Origin of the sequence: Tenacibaculum sp. Bg11-29 (assembly GCF_002836595.1) — a bacterium.
GTDB lineage: Bacteria > Bacteroidota > Bacteroidia > Flavobacteriales > Flavobacteriaceae > Polaribacter.
Window position 1 is genome coordinate 961365 of sequence record NZ_PJBB01000003.1, and the last position, 19966, is coordinate 981330.

Consider the following 19966-nt stretch of genomic DNA (forward strand, 5'->3'; position numbering starts at 1 on the left):
AAGCCTATTTAGGGCTTAATAAAGCTTGTTGCTTTATATTTTAATTTGATTCTAGTTTGATTGGGTCACTAGCTATGACTTGTATGTTTGATTTTCTTAAATAGCTTATGCTCCCAATACTTCCTTTATTTTCTAAGTATTTATTAAGATCTCTAACATTAAGAAGGTTTCTATTTAATTCTCCGAAAGGAGCATTTGTTTCCGATAAATTATAATAATAATAAGCCTCATAGTCACCTTTAACTCTGTAAGGAATATGATAGGTCGCATCTATAGAAGTCATATCTGTAATGATTCTAATAATTCTTTTAGACCTTGGAGGTAATTGTGCAGTATATTGAGCTGAAATTGTTTCAAGAGTATTTTTTGTATTTGTATACCCGGAGTTAATCTCAACACCAACGGAAAATTTAGCTTCTGCTAATAATGGAACTTTTACAGTTCCTTCAAAACCTACAGAAACACCTACAGAAACACTTACTTCTTGTTGCATTCCCTCTTCATAAGAATAGGTGTACGTAGCAGTGTCTGAAGTATTTCCTAAATTTGTCACAACAAATTCATGTACATCTTTTTGTTTTGGTACATGGTTTCTTAGGGTTACTACTGGTTCCTCAAGATGTAAGAAAAGTCGATTAGAACCACTAGTTGCATATATTGGAGAGTACCCATGTGTATTATTTAAAGCGTCTTCTCCATCAAAGAAAATAGCATAAGGTTCGTACCATACAGAATGAACACCCCAACTAGACTGAGACCACCTTCTTGTTTCTTGAATTAATTCATTGTTTGTTAGACCTAAACCTCTTAATTCTGCAAGATTCATTGCTTTAGATCCTGGAAGTTCTAATTGATTATTAATATTTCTTTCAAATATTTCTTCATTATTTTTACCTTCTTTAATAATGGTCCAATCATTACTAAGTGCCATTTCTTCAAGAGCTTTTTTGGCTTCTTTTTCTGTTAGTTTGGTTTGATGAAACTCAATATTTTCACTCGATTCTAATATTCTTTCATCATTTTCACATGAATACCCTATAAAAACTAGCAGTGTTAATGCCGTAATCTTTATTCTTATTATTTTCTTTTTAATTCTTAAATTTTTGTTAGTTTTTAGTTTCATTTTGAAGGGGGGTTAAATTAATTATTAATTACGTTTTTTGTACAATAATTTAGTTTGTAGATAATAGTTAACACATTAATAAATTATTTTTATCGTGTGTAAGTTACTGTTTTTTAATACATTATAGTATGTTTTAATTTAATTTAAAAATTAAAAATTATTTTTCAATCATAAGTTTATTCCTACAACATAAAAAAACCGACACATTTGTGTCGGTTTTTAATTTTTTAAGAATAATTTCCTGAAAAGAGAATCATGCTAAAAACTATTTTAATTTTACCAGATTCGTACTCTTTCTTCTGGTTTTAAGTACATTTTATCACCTTCTTTAACCTTAAATGCATCATAAAATGCATCTACATTTTTAAGAGGCATATAGGCTCTGTATTGACCAGGAGCATGGGTGTTTGTCATGATTAAGTTTTTTAAAGCCTCATCACGCATTTTAGTTCTCCAAATAGTTCCCCAAGAAAGGAAAAAACGTTGGTTAGCAGTATAGCCATCTATTTCACCAGGGTTTCCATTTTTGTTTAAGTAAATCTGTAAACCTTCGTAAGCAGCTTGTACACCACCTAAATCTCCAATGTTTTCACCTAAAGTATATTCACCGTTTAAATGCATACTATCAATCGCAATAATATCACTGTATTGTTTTACTAATTTATCACCAATAGTTTTAAACTTTTTAGAATCATCTTCAGTCCACCAGTTTTTTAAATTTCCATCACCATCAAAACGAGCACCTGAATCATCAAAACTATGAGAAATCTCATGACCAATAACAGCACCAATACCACCATAATTTACAGCCTCATCAGCTTTGTAATTATAAAAAGGAGGTTGTAAGATTGCTGCTGGAAAAACGATTTCGTTATTTACTGGGTTAAAATATGCGTTTACAGTTTGTGGAGACATTCCCCATTCAGTTCTGTCAACTTTCTTACCTAATTTAGCCATGTTTTTATTATAGTTCCATTTGGTAACGTTTATTGCGTTTTCAAAATAAGTTCCCCCATTTTTTAAGCCTTTTACTTGTAGTTCAGAATAATCTTTCCATTTATCTGGATACGCGATTTTAACTGTTAACTTGTGTAGTTTAGTTAACGCTTTTTCTTTAGTTTCTTCACTCATCCAAGGTAATTGTGCAATACGCTTTTCGAAACCTAACATTACGTTGTCGATCATTTCTTCAGCTTTTGCTTTCGCTTCTGGCGGAAACTTAGCATCTACATATAATTTACCTAAAGCTTCACCAATGGCACCGTTTAAGTTTCCTAAAGCGCGCTCATCTCTTGCTCGTTGCTGTTTAGCACCACGCATAGTTTTGCTGTAAAATTCCCAATTTGCAGTTTCTAAATCGGTACTTAAATAACCTAATGAGTTATTAATCGTATTCCAACGTAATACTAGTTTGATATCATCAACAGAACTAGCTTTAAAAATTTTACTCATTGCTTCAAAATAACCAGGGTCGGTAACAATTATTTTTTCAACATTGTTAACACCAATACCTTTTAAATGTGCGTCCCAGTTAATTGCTGGTGCTAATTTTTGAAGTTCAGCAACTGTCATTGGGTTATACATTTTACGAGTATCTCTTCGCTCTTCTTTGGTCATCATTGGTTTTGCTAAACTTGCTTCAAAAGCTACAATAGTTGCAGCATTTTTCTTAGCATTAACCTCATCATCACCAAACTTCATTAACATTTTAGCAATAAACTCTTGGTACTTTTCAAGTTTATCTTTTACTTTCTCGTCAACATAATAATCTCTAGATAAACCAAGACTACCACCACCTAAATAACCAGCATTCATACTACTGTTTTTTAAGTCATTGTAAACACCAAAGCCATAAAAACCACCACCACCATAAGGTGCCATATTCGTTAAATATGTTTCAATATCTTCTTTTGTTTTTATATCATTAACCTTGGCTAAGTAAGGTTTAATTGGAGCAGTACCTTGCTTATTACGCGAAACAGTATCCATAATACTTTCGTAATAGTTTACTGCTTTTTCTTGATCTGAATCTATTTCATTTCCTTTAGCGTCTTTTACTTTAGGAAAGTTACCTTCTTCAATAGCTTTATTTAAGATTATTAAAACGTCATCATCAGTTTTTTTACGAAGTTCACCAAAACCACCCCAAGAAGTTCTGTCTGCAGGAATCTCGGTTTTATCCATCCAAGTTCCGTTTACATGCCTAAAAAAATCATCTGTAGGTTTTACAGAAGTATCCATGTTTTCTAAAATAATTCCCTGAACTTTTTCTTCAGGTTTTGGTGTTGCTTTTTTCTCTGTTTTACACGAAGCAATTGCTAAAGATGCAACAGCAGTGGTAAACAACATTTTATGAAAGGTTTTCATTGTTTATGGTTTTATTTAATGACTAGTAATATAATAAGAGTGTTTTTTAAGTAAAATGTTACACTTTAACTCTTAATTTTCGATTTTGGTGGATTTGGTAATTGATCGAAACCCATATTATATAATGTAAACCCAAATATATCAGCATATTGCTCTATGGTTTTAGCGACAGGTGTTCCAGCTCCATGCCCCGCATTTGTTTCGATACGAATTAATACAGGATTTTCTCCTTGTTGTTTTTCTTGTAGTTCAGCCGCAAATTTAAAACTATGTGCAGGTACTACACGATCATCATGATCACCAGTAGTAACCATTGTTGCTGGGTATGCTACATTTTTAACGTTATGTACAGGAGAATATCCTTTTAAATAATTGAACATTTCTTTGCTTTGTTCTGCGGTTCCATAATCATATGCCCAACCAGCACCAGCAGTAAAAGTATGATAACGTAACATATCTAATACTCCAACAGCAGGTAAAGCTACCTTCATTAAATCTGGTCGTTGTGTCATTGTTGCACCTACTAATAAACCACCGTTAGAGCCACCACGAACAGCTAAATAATTAGATGTAGTATAGTTTTCTTTGATTAAATATTCAGCAGCTGCAATAAAATCATCAAATACATTTTGTTTTTTTAATTGAGTTCCTGCATCATGCCATTTTTTACCGTATTCACCACCACCACGTAAATTAGGTACAGCGTATACACCACCTTGTTCCATCCAAACAGCATTTGCAATGCTAAATGATGGAGTTAGTGAAACATTAAATCCTCCGTAACCATATAAAATTGTTGGGTTTTTACCATTTAATTCTAATCCCTTTTTATAGGTGATAATCATCGGAACTTTTGTGCCGTCTTTAGAAGCGTAAAACACTTGTTTACTTTCGTAATCGTCAGAATTAAAAGAAATAGCAGGTTTCCAATAAATAGCATATGTTCCGTCTCTTGGATTGAATTTATAAGACGAACTAGGTGTGTTGTAATTGGTAAAAGAAAAGTAAAGTTCTTTAGCTGTTGTTTTTCCTCCAAAACCACCAGAAGAACCTACTCCAGGTAATTTTACTTCACGAATTAATTTTCCATCAAAATCATATTGTAAAACTTTAGAAACAGCATCTACCATGTATTCTGTAAAGAAATATCCAGCACCAGTTGATGGTGATAATACATTTTCAGTTTCAGCAATAAAATCCTTCCAGTTTTCTGAAGTTGGATTTTTAGCATCTACAGTAACAATTTTTTTGTTAGGAGCGTTTAGGTTAGTAACTAAGTATAATTTATCATTACGATTATCAATTACGTAAGTATCACTATCGTAGTTATCTATAACAGTAACTAATTTACTGTTAGGTTTTGTTAAGTCTTTTAAAAATAACTTATTTCCTGATGTTGAAGTAGAAGCTGATATAATTAAATATTTGTCATCTTCAGTTAAAGAACCACCAACGTATCTGTTTTTTTCTTCAGGAGTTGCACCGAAAATAATAGCATCATCACTTTGCTTTGTTCCTAATTTATGATAATACAATTTGTGTTGATCTGTTTTTGCAGAAAGTTCACTTCCTTCAGGTTTATCATAACTAGAATAGTAAAAGCCCTCGTTTCCTTTCCAAGAAATTCCAGAAAATTTTACATCAATTAAAGTATCGCCAATAATTTCTTTATCTTGTGTATTCATAACAATAATCTTTCTCCAATCACTTCCACCTTCAGAGATAGAGTATGCTACAATTTTACCATCTTTTGTAAAATTAATACCGCCAAGAGATGTAGTTGCATCTTCAGAAAAAGTATTAGGATCTAAAAAAACTTCTTCTTTACCTTCTTTATCTTTTCGATACAAAACATATTGATTTTGCAACCCGTTATTTTTATTAAAATAAGTATAGTCACCTTCTTTAAATGGAGTACCTATTTTTTCATAGTTCCATAATTCTGATAAGCGGCTTTTTAATTGTTCACGATATGGAATTTTACTTAAATAGTCAAAAGTAACTTCATTTTCAGCTTTCACCCAGTTTTCAGTTTCTGGACTTTTATCATCTTCTAACCAACGGTAATTATCGGTTATTTTTGTTCCAAAATAGTCCTCTACAACAGGGGTTTTAGAAGTTTCAGGGTAATTCACAGTTATATTTTTTTTAATTTGCGCTTCTTTTTTACAAGAGACTAAAATGGTACTTGTAAAAAGAATTGAAAAAAGGATTTTTTTCATAATGTAAGAATTAGTTAATTCTTTCAAAGTTATAAGAAAAATGAATGAGAATCCTTTTTTTAAGATGAATTTAACACTAAGTAGTCGTTAGTGTAATCTTTAATAAAGAAAAACGACTACTTTTATACTTGAAAAATTTTCAAGTAAATAATAAAAAATAAAATGACAGAAAATTTAACTAAAGCAACTTTTTTAGAAAAAGTATTTAATTTTGAAGTAAATAAAGAATGGAAGTTCGAAGGAGATAAACCTGCGTTGATTGATTTCTATGCAGATTGGTGTGGGCCGTGTAAAGCATTAGCTCCGGTTTTAGAAAAATTAAGTGAGGAGTATGAAGGGAAAATAGATATCTATAAAGTAGATACTGAGGCAGAGCAAGAATTATCAGCTGCCTTCGGAGTTCGTAGTATTCCTTCAATGTTATTTTGTAAAGTAGGTGAGCAACCTCAAATGGCAAATGGTGCATTACCACAAAAACAAATTGAACAAATTATTAAAGATGTTTTAAAAGTTGAAAAATAACATTTAAACCAATTTTTACAAGTGATACAAAAGTGTCACTTTTTTTACGCAAAAAAACTAAAATAAGAAACTCTGTGATTATCACTACTCAAGCTTATTTTTAGTTTTTAAGATGTTGTTTATTAGGGGTTTATTATTTTTCGAAAATGACGCTTTTTTTATTTTTTTTTCAATTTGTTGAAAACTTCAAGGGATTTGTGAATAAGTAAGGCTTTCAGTTTTTAGCAAATTTTTGAATCTTTGTTAACCCCTAAGAAAACAAAATAATAAACAAAATTTAGCACAAAATAATAATGGCTGCCATCGAACCGATTTTACAAGAAAACAAAGATAGATTTGTAATTTTTCCAATTCAACATGATGATTTATGGGAATGGTATAAAAAACAACAAGCATGTATTTGGACTGCCGAAGAAATTGATTTATCGGTAGATATAATAGATTGGAATACTAAGTTAACTGATGATGAGCGTTATTTTATTAAGCATATTTTAGCTTTTTTTGCTGCATCTGATGGTATTGTTAATGAAAATTTAGCTGAAAATTTTGTAAATGAAGTTCAATATTCTGAAGCGAAATTCTTTTATGGTTTTCAAATAATGATGGAAAACATTCATTCAGAAACCTATTCTTTATTAATAGATACCTATGTAAAAGATGATGTAGAAAAAGATAGGTTGTTTAAAGCTATTGAGGTTTTTCCTGCAATTAAAAAGAAAGCAGATTGGGCCTTAAAGTGGATCGATTCAGATTCGTTTGCAGAACGATTAATAGCCTTTGCAGCAGTAGAAGGTATTTTCTTCTCAGGTTCGTTTTGTTCTATTTTCTGGTTAAAGAAAAGAGGATTATTGCCTGGGTTAGCTTTTTCTAATGAGTTAATTTCTCGTGATGAAGGAATGCACTGTGACTTTGCAGTTCATTTACATAACCATCACATTATAAATAAAGTGCCTAAAGATCGTATTCGTGAAATTATTATTGATGCACTTACCATTGAAAGAGAATTTATTACAGAATCTTTACCTGTAAGTTTAATTGGTATGAATGCCAAGTTAATGACACAATATTTAGAATACGTAACCGATAGATTATTATTAGAATTTGGTTGTGATAAAGAATATAAATCTACGAACCCGTTTGATTTTATGGAAATGATTTCACTTGAAGGAAAAACAAATTTCTTTGAAAAAAGAGTTTCTGAGTATCAAAAGGCGGGAGTATCATCAGGAGGTACAGGAGATATTAGCTTTGATGCTGATTTTTAAAAAATAAAAAAAGTACTGCTTTCCCCTACATGCGGTAAAATTAGCTAAAGCATATTTGTGCTTTAGTGTCAATAATCGTTTCAAAAAGAAACAAAATTATTTTAACATATGTGAATCACAATAAGTGTAATGCTTTAGTGACTCTGTTAACCAAATTAAAAACCAATAGTAATAATATGTATGTAGCAAAAAGAGATGGTAGAAAAGAGCCTGTGATGTTCGATAAGATCACAGCAAGGGTTAAAAAGATGTGTTATGGATTAAATAAAATTGTTGATCCTGTAAAAGTTGCAATGCGTGTTATTGAAGGTTTATATGATGGAGTAACTACTTCTGAATTAGATAATTTAGCAGCAGAGGTAGCAGCAACAATGACTACAGCACACCCTGATTATGCTAAATTAGCAGCAAGAATAGCCGTATCTAACTTACATAAAAACACCAAAAAGTCATTTTCTGAAACAATGGTTGATTTATATAAATATGTAAATCCACGTACAGAAAAAGAATCACCTTTATTAGCAGATGATGTATATGATATTATCATGAAAAATGCTGATAAATTAGATTCTACTATTATCTATAATCGTGATTTTAATTATGATTATTTTGGTTTTAAAACATTAGAACGTTCTTATTTATTAAAGTTAAACGGTAATATTGTAGAGCGTCCGCAACACATGTTAATGCGTGTATCTATAGGTATTCACAAAGAAGATATTGACGAGGCAATCGCTACATACGAGCTAATGAGTAAAAAATATTTTACACATGCAACGCCAACATTATTTAATGCAGGTACACCGAAACCACAAATGTCGTCTTGTTTCTTATTGCAAATGCAAGATGATAGTATTGAAGGTATTTACGATACATTAAAACAAACGGCTAAGATTTCACAATCTGCAGGAGGTATTGGTTTGTCTTTACATAATATTCGTGCAACAGGAAGTTATATTGCTGGTACAAACGGAACATCAAATGGTATTGTGCCAATGTTAAAGGTATTTAATGATACTGCACGTTATGTAGATCAAGGAGGAGGAAAACGTAAAGGTTCTTTCGCAATGTATTTAGAACCATGGCATGCCGATATTTTTGATTTTCTTGAATTAAAGAAAAATCATGGTAAAGAAGAAATGAGAGCGCGTGATTTGTTTTACGCAATGTGGATTTCTGATTTATTTATGGAGCGTGTACAACAAGATGCTGAATGGACGTTGATGTGCCCACATGAGTGCCCGAATTTATTTGACACTTATGGTGAAGATTTTGAGCGTTTATACACCAGTTATGAAGCTGCAGGAAAAGGTAGAAAAACGATTAAAGCGCGTGAGTTATGGGAGAAAATCTTAGAATCTCAAATTGAAACAGGTACACCGTACATGTTATATAAAGATGCTGCTAACCGTAAATCAAATCAGAAGAATTTAGGAACTATTCGTTCTTCAAATTTATGTACTGAAATTATGGAGTATACTGCTAAAGATGAAGTAGCTGTATGTAATTTAGCATCAATAGCAATACCAATGTTTGTTGGTGAAGATGAAAACGGAAGTAAGTTTTTTGACCACAATGAATTATTTAAAGTAACCAAAAAAGTAATTAGAAACTTAGATACTGTAATTGATAGAAATTACTATCCAGTTGTAGAAGCAGAAAACTCTAATGTTCGTCATCGCCCAGTAGGGTTAGGTATTCAAGGATTGGCAGATGCATTTATTATGTTACGTATGCCTTTTACATCTGATGCTGCTAAGAAGTTAAATCAAGAAATTTTTGAAACCTTATACTTTGCATCTGTAACCTCATCAATGGAAATGGCAAAAGCAAAAGAGCCATATTCAACATTTAAAGGTTCACCAATGTCTCAAGGAGAGTTTCAACACAACATGTGGGGTGTTAAAGAAGAAGAATTAAGTGGTCGTTGGGACTGGAATTCTTTACGTACACAAGTAATGGAACATGGAGTTCGTAATTCTTTATTGGTTGCACCAATGCCAACCGCATCAACGTCTCAAATTTTAGGAAACAATGAAGCTTTTGAGCCATATACCTCTAACATTTATACACGTAGAGTATTATCTGGTGAGTTTATTGTTGTAAACAAACACTTATTAGAAGACTTAGTAGAGTTGAATTTATGGGATAACAGTATGAAAGAAGATATTATGCGTGCAAACGGATCTATTCAACATATTGATATTATTCCACAAGAATTAAAAGACTTATATAAAACAGTTTGGGAAATGAGTATGAAAGATATTATCGATATGGCACGCCATAGAGGATACTTTATCGATCAATCTCAGTCTTTAAACTTATTTATGAAAGACCCTGATTATGCAAAGTTAACATCTATGCATTTCTATGGGTGGAAATCAGGTTTAAAAACAGGAATGTATTATTTACGTACAAAATCTGCTGTAAACGCGAAACAGTTTACATTAAATATAGAAAAGAAAGCAGAAGTGGTGATCGAAGAAGAAAAACCAATGAATGCTGAAGAATTTAAGGCAATGGTTGATGCTTCTAAAAACGGAGCACCAGATGATGATTGCTTAATGTGTGGTTCTTAAATCAAATCGTTATTACGAATAAAAAGAATTAAAATATAAAAAGAGAAGCTGAAAAGCTTCTCTTTTTTGTTAAAGGAATGTTAATGAAAATAGGGTTACACCTATTTTATTAGGGATACTCCTATGAAATATTTAGGGGTATTGGGTATTGTGAGAATCTGTTTTTCGTGTTAATATTGTGGTGACTACTATACGTTAAAAATAAAAATTTAGAATACTATTCCCTTTAGTGTGGACTCTTTATTAAAGGAAAGGTTATAAAAATTCAGAAAACACTACTCATCACTTTTATTAAAAAGAGATGCTCGTGTGCATACGGTGAGTGATTACGAATCTTATTACTTTTCTTTTAAAGAGTTTTAGTAAAAAAATAAAAACCTGTGATTCTAAAATAAATTCAGAGTGAGGTAATTTTATTTAAATAAATAGCGCATAACTAGTATGAAAATACCAACAATAGTTGCTAATGAAGAGGTAATTAAAGCTATTAAAACACTATCGTTTAAATTAAAACTAGTTACTTTAGAAAAGCCAGATAATATAATTATTAATAATATTATACTCGTAAATCCACATAAAAAAAGGTAAGTTCTAAAAGCATACTTTTTTCGTTCATATCGATCTTGTACTCTGTCATAAACCTCTTGTTCGGTTAAAGCAGTGTTTTTATCTATCTTTTTAGTGGTATCAACATGAAGATTCTTAGATTCTTCTAATAATTCGTCTAATTTATTACGCACTCTTTAGTTGTTTATCTAAGTTCATAATAAATCTATCATAATACCTTTTTATAAGGTTGTTGTTAATAACTCTATTATGACCTGGTCTATAAGTTAAACTCCACGGAGTTCCTGCCATGTGCGTTAAATCTACTAAATCTTTTGCCGAAATATCTCGGTATAGTTGCCATGTTAATAATACAATTTTCTTATCCTCCTCATTACTTAAGGTAGGTTCAGAAAGATGTTGCCAATTGTCATCATCTAACATTACCGAATTCGTTGTAATAGGACTCGATTTAAAATGTTTAAATTCATGATACACACTCGGTATTACTGGGCCAAATTTCCATGCCTCAATAGTATCATTTTCAAATAATGGGCGCTCTAATAAAGACAAAGAAAGCCCTTGCGATATATACATTAACTTTATCAACTTCATGTTGGTAAGTTTGTAATCCGTTTTTTTTGCAAGTTTTATAAACTCATTAACAACTGAACTGGTTGTTCCCATAATTACTTAATTTGTAATAAAAATAAATACTTATTCTTCTAGAAAGAATTAATATACACAAAAATACATAATAATACAATGATTAAACGGTTCTTTTACACAATATTGTGTAAAAAACAACTATTTAAAATTCAGTAATTTATGAATTTTCGCCTCGGAACGACGAATTAATAAAACAAGATTGGTTATAAACTTTTCTTTTTTAGTATTTTCGACGAAACTTATAGTAATAGAATGAACTGGGAGCAATTATTATCGTTAAAACGATTTGGAGATACACAAAAACGAGAACGTATAAAACAAGATGAAACTCGTTTAGGGTTTGAGGTAGATTTTGATAGAATTATATTTTCATCGGCTTTTCGTAGCCTTCAAGATAAAACACAGGTAATTCCACTTTCTAAAACTGATTTTGTACATACCAGATTAACACATAGTTTAGAAGTGTCGGTTGTAGGTAGAACGTTGGGTAGAAGAGTTGGTAAAGAGTTGTTAGAACGACATCCAAACCTTAAAGAATTAGGGTATACCTTTAATGATTTCGGAGCTATTGTGGCAACAGCAGCGGTAACACATGATATTGGAAATCCTCCTTTTGGGCATTCAGGAGAAAAAGCAATAGGGGAATATTTTAAAACAGGTAACGGACTTAAGTATAAAGAACAGCTTTCCGAAATAGAATACCAAGATTTAATAGATTTTGAAGGAAATGCAAACGGTTTTAAAATTTTAACAGAGAGTAATCAAGGGGCAGATGGAGGTTTGCGTTTATCATATGCAACTTTAGGTGCGTTTATGAAGTACCCTAAAGAATCATTACCAAAGAAACCAACAAAGCATATTGTTGATAAAAAGTATGGTTTTTTTCAATCGGAGAAAGCATCTTTTTTAGATGTCGCAAATGATTTAGGCTTGCAAAAAAAAGAAGGTGATGGAATTTCATATTACCGTCATCCATTAGCATATTTGGTAGAAGCTGCTGATGATATTTGTTACACAATTATCGATTTTGAAGATGGAATTAATCTTGGTTTAATTGACGAAGATTATGCTTTAGAATATATGATTAAGTTAGTGAAAAACACCATTGATAGTAAAAAATACCACTCACTTAAATATAAAAAAGACCGTATAAGTTACTTAAGAGCCTTGGCAATAGGTGTATTAATTAATGAGGCAGTTGCTATTTTTTTAGAAAATGAAGAAAGTATTTTAAACGGGAGTTTCGAAAAATCATTATTAGACAAATGTAAATATGAAGCGCAAATAAACGATATAATTAAAATTAGTGTAGAAAAAATATATCGTAGTAAAGATGTTGTTGAAAAAGAAGTAGCGGGCTATAAGATTATTGCCGATCTATTAGATGTTTTTGTTACTGCGCTAAATAATAAGTTTACAGGAACACAATCTAATTATGATAGCTTAGTATTAAACTTACTACCTAAAGAATATCAACAAGAAAAAGAAGAATTGTATGATAGGGTGATGCAAATTTGTAGTTATGTATCAGGTTTATCAGATGGTTTCGCAATAAGATTTCATAAAAAATTGACAGGGAATATTACTTAATTGAAATATAATAATTTATGTTTTTAACTGTTTAGCAGTATATATAATTTTACTATGAATAAAAAAACATTTTTTTTTGGCTTACTTATACCATTAGTTATAGTTGGAGGTATCTTTAAAGTGATAGATACTAAAAATACTGATGTTAATAAATTAAGAAGTCAACATATTGAATTCTTAAAAAATCATCCATTTCAAAAGATAGGAAAACTTCCTAAAAAAGAAAGAAAAGCACAAGGTTTACCACCAAATGCATTTTTTGAACAAAAATATTTAAGTGAAATAAATCCAACTACAGGAAGAACTCACCAAGAAAATATTTTAAAACTTCAAAAAAAGTTAAATAGAAGTAAAGGAAGTAAAAGAGCACCAGGAGAAGTAGACAATAATTGGGTAGAAAGAGGACCTGATAATGTAGGAGGAAGAACAAGAGCATTAATTTTTGACCCTAATGATACTACTAACGAAACTGTATTTGCAGGAGGTGTAAGTGGTGGTTTATGGAAAAATACAAAAATATCTGACCCTTCAAATAAATGGGTTCGTGTAGGTATTCCAGAAAACTTAGCAGTTTCTTGTATTGCTGTTGACCCAAATAATTCTAAAATATTTTATGTTGGTACTGGTGAGTCGTATGTAAACGGAGATGCAAATGGAGATGGGCTTTGGAAAACTGTTGATGGAGGAAATACATGGGCAAAAATTTTTGGAGGTGCCACTGAAAATGGCACAACAAATAGTACTATTGTGTCAGGAATACAGCATATTAATGATTTAATAGTTAGAAATAATTCGGGGAAATCAGAAGTATATATCGCGGCAGGAGAATCAGGATATATAGGAGGTGTTTCTTTAGGAGGTGATAGTTTTGGTGTTTATAGATCAGTTGACGGAATTAATTTTTCTCAACTAAATATACCTAAAACAGCTGCAGGTAATGAACATGAACCTAATGATTTAGAAATAGCTTCTGATAATTCTATTTATTTGAGTACAACAAGAAGTGCTACATTTTATGATGGAGGTGGAGTTATCTTTAAATCTACAAATGGTACTACATTTAATAAAGTTTATACAATAACAGATGGAGTAAGAACTGAAATAGCAGTGTCGCCAACAAGTCCAAATATGGTATATGTTTTAGCGCAGACACGTACATCAGGAGCACCAGTAAAAATGTTTAAAACAGAAGATGATTTTACAAATGTTACTACCTTATCATTACCAAATGATGCTGATGCTAATATTGCGGCTTCCGATTTTACAAGAGGGCAAGCATTTTATGATTTATTACTAAGAATAGATCCGAATAATGAGAATACCTTATATGTTGGTGGAATTGATTTATTTAAAACTACTGATGGAGGTGCTAATTGGAATCAATTATCACATTGGTACGGAGGGTTTGGTTTTCAAAATGTACATGCAGATCAACACGGATTGGCATTTGCATCATCAAACAGAATGGTTTTTAGTAATGACGGAGGTGTTTATTTTACAAATAATTCAGGAACAAATATTTCAGCAAGAAATAAAAACTATAATACATTACAATTTTATACTGTAGGTGTTGCGCCAACAACAGCATTTAATGGCGCTGAATACTTTATAGCAGGTGCACAAGATAACGGTACTCAATTAATACGAGAAGCTACAACTGGTATTAATAGTTCGATAAGAGCTAGTGGTGGTGATGGTGCTGCAAGTTTTTTTGATACTGATGGAACAGATAAGTACTACATAACTAATTACGTATATAATCAATCGGTAAGTATTTATAATTATGCTACTAACAGTGCAATAGAGGTTAATGAGGAAGGAACTTCTAATGGAGATTTTATTAATCAAGAAGAGCTTGACTCTAATTTAAATATTTTATATTCAAATTACTCTAGTGGAGGCAATTATATAGTAAAAAGATATTCAAGTCTGTTAGGTACAATAGCAAAAAAAAATTTAACAAATGCGTTAATGAATAGTGCGCCATCTACCTTAAAAATTTCACCATATACGACAACATCTAGTAAGCTTTATTTAGGATTAAAAAATGGGAAGTTATTAAAAGTAGAAAATGCGAATACTAATGCAGAATCTTGGTCTGAAATTACAGGACCTAGTTTTATTGGTTCTATTTCTGATATAGAATTTGGAAAAAATGAAAATCAAATTTTCGTTACGATGCATAATTATGGAGTCGTAAGTGTTTGGTACTCTAGTGATGAAGGGGTTACTTGGGTAAATAAAGAAGGAGATTTACCAGATATTCCTGTTAAATCAATTATACAAAACCCTTATGATGAAAATGAAATAATCATTGGTACTGATTTAGGTGTTTGGAAAACAAGTAACTTTAATACTAGTTCACCAACATGGAAACGATCAGACAATGGTATGAGTAATGTACCTGTTTTAGATTTAGATTTAAGAGATGATAATGTCGTATTTGCCGCAACTTATGGTAGAGGAATCTTTTCAGGTAGTTTTTTAAATTTATCAGAAGACGCAGATGGAGATGGAGTTAATAATGATACAGATAACTGTCCAACGACAGTTAATGCAGATCAAGCAGATGTTGATGGTAATGGAATAGGAGATGTTTGCCAAGATACTGATGGCGATGGTGTTTTAGATATTAATGACAATTGTGTAAATAAAATAAATCCAGATCAGAAAGATAGAGATGATAATGGAGTTGGTGATGTTTGTCAAGATACTGATGGAGATGGTATTATGGATGATAAAGATAATTGTCCTAGAGTATCAAACGCAGATCAAAAAGATACTGATGGCGATGGCGTTGGTGATGTTTGTCAAGATGGCGATAATGATGGCGTTATAGATTCTATTGACAACTGTTTAACAACATCAAATGCAGATCAGAAAGATAGTGATGGTAATGGTGTAGGCGATGCTTGTCAGGATACTGACGGCGATGGTATTATGGATAATGTAGATAATTGTATTGATGTTAAAAATCCAGATCAGAAAGATACTAATGGAAACGGAATAGGAGATATTTGTGATTCTAGTTATTTAACAGTAGATAATATTTCTATTCAAACTATATCAGAAACCTGTGTAGGTGAGAATGATGGGAAAATAACAGTAAACATAAAAGAAACGTTTGTAAGTTATATCGTAACCTTAAAAGGTGATGAAAAAGATGAAGTAAAACAATTAACGACAGCATCATTAACTTTTGAAAATTTAAAACCAGCTTCTTACGAGATTTGTATTAAGGTTAATGATAAGAATTATACGCAATGTTTTGAAATAAATATTAAAAAAGCGAGTACTGTATCATTAAAAGTTGCCAAGAATCAACAATCTAAAGATTATACAATTAATGTAAATTCAGGAACAGCACCATATAATGTTTATTTAAATGGAAGTTTAATAAATACATTCAATGAATCTACGTTTAACGTTAAGATAGCTAAAAGTGGAGTTTTAGAAGTTAAAACAGCCAAAAGTTGTGAAGGAGTATTTAAGAAAATGATAGGTAATATCTTCTTAAAAAGAAATCCAGTAGGTAATACTATTGATTTACTAGTGCCTTCAGACATCAATTCTAATGTAGGTATAAAAGTTTTTGATGTTAGCGGGAAACTTGTTTTACAAAAAACAATTCAAAAGCAAGGAAATGAGTTATCTATTCCGTTTAGAGGCTTTAATTCCGGGATTTACATATTAAAAATAGGAACTGATAATAGGAATACTTTTAAAATATTAAAATAATGAGAAAAATTATAAAATCAATAGCATTATTTTCACTTTTTTTCTTTCTTTCTTGTGGTGGTGGAAGTATTAAAAACCTTAAAATTGTTAATGAAGCACCAACAAAAGTAGATCTAGTATATCCTACTCAAAATTTATTATGTATTGATAATACAATTTCTTTTGATTGGAGTGATGCTACAGATGCTAATAATGATAAAGTTAGTTATAAAATAGAATTTTCTGATACCAGAGAAATGGCTAATATCACAAATACGGAAACGGCTAGCACCTCAAAAAAAGCTATTACTTTAAGTAAAGGAGTTGCCTATTATTGGAGGGTAACAGCTATTGACAGTAAAGATGAATTAGGCGAGGCATCTTTAGTAAATGCTTTTTATACAAAAGGAACAGGAGAAACAAATACAGCTCCATTTACAGCAGAAATAGTAAGTCCAGAAAATGAAGTTTCATTAGTCGCAGGAACTGTATCTGTAGATTTAAAATGGAAAGGAGCAGATTCTAATACAAATGATGTATTAAACTATGAAGTATACTTTGGAGAAACAACAGATTTGACTTTATTAGAAGACGATGTAGCTGTTTTAGAAAAAAATGTTACTGTAGAAAGTGGAAAAACATATTACTGGAAAATTAATACTATTGATAATTCAGGAGCAAAATCGATAGGGCAAGTTTGGAGTTTTAGTGTTAATTAAAATACTATGTACTTGTAAAGTAAACAAAAACGACGCTATTTAGCGTCGTTTTTGTTTTTAATATATAAATTATTTTTTTCGTTTTTCAACGAGTATCTCTAATTCATCATACCAATTTTGTCCAAACTTTCTAACCAGTGCTTGTTTTACAAATTTGTAAACAGGTACTTGCAGTTCTTTCCCTAAAGAACAAGCATCATCACAAATTTCCCATTTATCATAATTAACAGCAGAAAACTCACTGTATTCTTTAACCCTAACAGGGTATAAATGGCAAGAAACAGGTTTTTTCCAATCAACTACTCCTTGGTTGTATGCTTCTTCAATAGCGCATAAAGCAGTTTGTTTTTCATCAAAAATAACATAAGCACAATCAGCACCGTCAATTAAAGGAGTTTCTAGTTCTCCAAAGTCACTTGTAACCCACGTACCCTGTTTTTCAATAGCAGCAATACCCTCTTTGCGAAGAAATGGCTTTATTTTAGGATATATGTCTTCTAATATCTTAGTTTCTTCTTTGTCTAATGGCGCACCAGCATCTCCATCAATACAACAAGCACCTTTACAGGCAGATAGGTTACAAACAAAATCTTTATCTATAAGGTCTTCAGATACAATAGTTTTTCCTAATTGAAACATAAAAATAGTTTAAGTTGGAAGTTTACGATAACTTCACATAAAATTTAAATGCAAAAATACTAGATTGTGACATTACTTATATAATTTTGCACACGAAAAACAAAATATTATGGATTTTAACTTCAAAGAAATTTTAACTGCCTTTATGGTATTGTTTGCGGTAATTGATATTATTGGAAACATCCCTATTATTATTGACCTGCGTAAAAAAGTTGGGCACATACAATCAGAAAAAGCATCGGTTATTGCGGGTTTTATAATGATTTTATTTTTATTTGTTGGTAAACAGTTATTGGGTTTAATTGGTGTTGATGTACATTCTTTTGCAGTTGCAGGTGCATTTATTTTATTTTTTATTGCCTTAGAAATGATTTTAGGAATTACTTTATATAAAGATGACGATGATGAAGAAACGTTAACGGCAACAGTTTTTCCGCTTGCTTTTCCATTAATTGCAGGGCCGGGGAGTTTAACAACACTTTTATCTTTGCGTGCAGAATTTCATATATCAAATATAATTGTTGCAGTTTTGTTAAACGTACTAGTTATCTACATTGTGTTAAAAACATCTCCCAAAATTGAAAAATTTATTGGTAATAATGGTATTAAAATAATTAGAAAAATATTTGGTGTTATATTATTAGCTATTGCTGTAAGATTATTTGCAGAGAATATAAAAGTATTATTAGCATAAATGATTTTTGACGTTTTAATTATCGGTGGTGGTGTTTCGGGCATGCAATGCGCATTAGTCTTAGGTTCTGCACATAAGAAAGAATACGCTAAAAATAAAAAAATAGGCATTTTAATTCACCAACGAGCTTCTCATCTAGAAAGTGCTTTGTTTAATAATGTTTTAGGATTACCTGAAGGAACATTAGGTAAGGATATTTTAATTGAAGGAAAAGAACAATTAAAAAGTCAATATCCTAGTGTATCTCAAATAGAAAATGAAAAGGTTGTAGCTGTTTTTGATAATGAGAATGGGTATAAAATAATTACAAACAAGGAAGAGTATTATAGTAAATCAGTTGTTATAGCATTAAATTATGCGAAGCCATTTGAAATAGCAGGATTAGAACAATATATAGAGCCACATATGAGAGCAAATGCTATGAAAGATAGAATTCAGCTGCGTAACTTTAATCACTTAATTAAAAAAGGCTTATATGTTTGCGGAACTTTAGCCGGTTGGCGTAGCCAATTTGCAATAGCTGCAGGTAGCGGAGCAAGTGTAGCTACCGATATATTAACAGAATGGAATGCTAATATTTCAACGAAAGTACATGATAAAATTACAGTGAATAAATAATAATACTATTGGTTAGTTTTTAAATTAGCCAATAGCACTTTTTTAAAAGTTCTTCCGATAGGTAATTTCTCATTGTTAATAAACAAGTTTGTACCTGTGAACTTTACTATTTTTTTTTTATTTATAATATATGATTTGTGTATTTGTATGAATTTACTTTCGTCTAAAGTATCTTTCCAGTTTTTTAAAGAATCAATAATTGTTAGTTTTTTATCAATAGTATAAAACGTAACATAATTTCTATCAGATTCTAAATATAAAAGATCTTCTACATACAGTTTGTGTATAGTCTTATCTACATTTATAAAAAGAACTTCTTTTTCTATCGAAGGTTTAGTGTTTAATTGCTTTTCAACTTTAGCGATGGCTTTTAAAAAACGATCAAAAGAAAAAGGTTTTACAAGATAATCAACAATAGTGTCTAATTCAAAACTAGTAACAGCATAATCAGGGTAGGCAGTTGTAATAACTATTTTAGGTGGGTTTTTTATTGTTTTTATAAAATCTAACCCAGAAATATCAGGTAAATTAATGTCTAAAAAAATGGTATCTATTGTATTGTCTTTTAAAAAAGTATTTGCACTAATTGCAGTTTGAAAAGTATTTACCAAGTTAAGATCAGGAATCTTTCGAATGTAGTTTTTTATAATGTTTTGTGCAGGAAGTTCATCTTCTATAATAATACAAGTCATAAGC

General features: G+C 30.9%; 15 protein-coding genes. 8 read left to right on the plus strand and 7 right to left on the minus strand.

Annotation, left to right across the window (positions count from 1 at the left end; genetic code table 11):
• Nucleotides 1-40: 40 nt before the first annotated feature.
• The 3 genes from CXF68_RS04310 to CXF68_RS04320 form a co-directional block, all read right to left on the minus strand.
• Nucleotides 41-1123 carry an aerolysin family beta-barrel pore-forming toxin gene (locus CXF68_RS04310; RefSeq protein ID WP_101043134.1) on the minus strand — a complete coding sequence of 361 codons (1083 nt, stop codon included), beginning with the start codon at nucleotides 1121-1123 and terminating at the stop codon, nucleotides 41-43.
• 276 nt (nucleotides 1124-1399) lie between these two features.
• Entirely contained in the window at nucleotides 1400-3490 is a 2091-nt protein-coding gene (locus tag CXF68_RS04315) for a M13 family metallopeptidase (protein ID WP_101043135.1), read from the minus strand.
• Between the two features lie 65 nt (nucleotides 3491-3555).
• Nucleotides 3556-5712 carry a prolyl oligopeptidase family protein gene (locus tag CXF68_RS04320; protein WP_101043136.1) on the minus strand — a complete coding sequence of 719 codons (2157 nt, stop codon included), beginning with the start codon at nucleotides 5710-5712 and terminating at the stop codon, nucleotides 3556-3558.
• Between the two features lie 162 nt (nucleotides 5713-5874).
• Between CXF68_RS04320 and trxA the strand changes: the two genes are divergently transcribed.
• From trxA to CXF68_RS04335, 3 genes are all read left to right on the plus strand, one after another.
• Nucleotides 5875-6234 (plus strand): thioredoxin, encoded by a 360-nt coding sequence (gene trxA, locus CXF68_RS04325; protein WP_101043137.1) that lies wholly within the window; start codon nucleotides 5875-5877, stop codon nucleotides 6232-6234.
• Nucleotides 6235-6527: 293 nt separating this feature from the next.
• Nucleotides 6528-7499, plus strand: a complete 972-nt coding sequence (locus CXF68_RS04330; protein WP_101043138.1) for a ribonucleotide-diphosphate reductase subunit beta — start codon at nucleotides 6528-6530, stop codon at nucleotides 7497-7499.
• 176 nt (nucleotides 7500-7675) lie between these two features.
• Nucleotides 7676-10078 carry a ribonucleoside-diphosphate reductase subunit alpha gene (locus tag CXF68_RS04335; protein ID WP_101043139.1) on the plus strand — a complete coding sequence of 801 codons (2403 nt, stop codon included), beginning with the start codon at nucleotides 7676-7678 and terminating at the stop codon, nucleotides 10076-10078.
• A gap of 413 nt (nucleotides 10079-10491) precedes the next feature.
• Here the strand turns inward: CXF68_RS04335 and CXF68_RS04340 are convergent, their stop codons facing one another.
• Both CXF68_RS04340 and CXF68_RS04345 read right to left on the minus strand, forming a co-directional pair.
• Complete coding sequence (locus tag CXF68_RS04340; protein ID WP_101043140.1) at nucleotides 10492-10818, minus strand: hypothetical protein; 327 nt, start codon at nucleotides 10816-10818, stop codon at nucleotides 10492-10494.
• On the minus strand, nucleotides 10811-11311 hold the full coding sequence (locus tag CXF68_RS04345; protein ID WP_101043141.1) for a Panacea domain-containing protein: 501 nt from the start codon (nucleotides 11309-11311) through the stop codon (nucleotides 10811-10813). The genes CXF68_RS04340 and CXF68_RS04345 overlap by 8 nt, the downstream gene beginning before the upstream one ends.
• Nucleotides 11312-11545: 234 nt before the next feature.
• Here CXF68_RS04345 and CXF68_RS04350 point away from each other — a divergent pair, with 234 nt between their 5' ends.
• From CXF68_RS04350 to CXF68_RS04360, 3 genes are read left to right on the plus strand one after another with little or no spacing between them, the layout of a single operon-like run.
• Nucleotides 11546-12883 (plus strand): deoxyguanosinetriphosphate triphosphohydrolase, encoded by a 1338-nt coding sequence (locus CXF68_RS04350; protein WP_101043142.1) that lies wholly within the window; start codon nucleotides 11546-11548, stop codon nucleotides 12881-12883.
• A gap of 54 nt (nucleotides 12884-12937) precedes the next feature.
• Nucleotides 12938-16621 carry a thrombospondin type 3 repeat-containing protein gene (locus tag CXF68_RS20485; protein WP_157821851.1) on the plus strand — a complete coding sequence of 1228 codons (3684 nt, stop codon included), beginning with the start codon at nucleotides 12938-12940 and terminating at the stop codon, nucleotides 16619-16621.
• Nucleotides 16621-17319: a hypothetical protein gene (locus tag CXF68_RS04360; RefSeq protein ID WP_101043143.1), complete on the plus strand. Its 699-nt coding sequence runs from the start codon at nucleotides 16621-16623 to the stop codon at nucleotides 17317-17319. Before CXF68_RS20485 ends, CXF68_RS04360 begins: the two co-directional genes overlap by 1 nt.
• A gap of 69 nt (nucleotides 17320-17388) precedes the next feature.
• On the opposite strand, the gene CXF68_RS04365 is transcribed toward CXF68_RS04360, so the two are convergent.
• Nucleotides 17389-17958: a DUF3109 family protein gene (locus tag CXF68_RS04365; protein WP_101043144.1), complete on the minus strand. Its 570-nt coding sequence runs from the start codon at nucleotides 17956-17958 to the stop codon at nucleotides 17389-17391.
• 109 nt (nucleotides 17959-18067) lie between these two features.
• Between CXF68_RS04365 and CXF68_RS04370 the strand changes: the two genes are divergently transcribed.
• Together CXF68_RS04370 and CXF68_RS04375 are read left to right on the plus strand one after the other, a co-directional pair.
• A complete protein-coding gene (locus CXF68_RS04370) occupies nucleotides 18068-18652 on the plus strand; it encodes a MarC family protein (RefSeq protein WP_101043145.1) in 585 nt (194 codons plus the stop codon).
• Nucleotides 18653-19270 (plus strand): NAD(P)/FAD-dependent oxidoreductase, encoded by a 618-nt coding sequence (locus CXF68_RS04375; protein WP_101043146.1) that lies wholly within the window; start codon nucleotides 18653-18655, stop codon nucleotides 19268-19270.
• Between the two features lie 5 nt (nucleotides 19271-19275).
• Here CXF68_RS04375 and CXF68_RS04380 read toward each other — a convergent pair whose 3' ends face one another.
• A complete protein-coding gene (locus CXF68_RS04380; RefSeq protein ID WP_101047337.1) occupies nucleotides 19276-19962 on the minus strand; it encodes a LytTR family DNA-binding domain-containing protein in 687 nt (228 codons plus the stop codon).
• Nucleotides 19963-19966 lie beyond the last annotated feature (4 nt).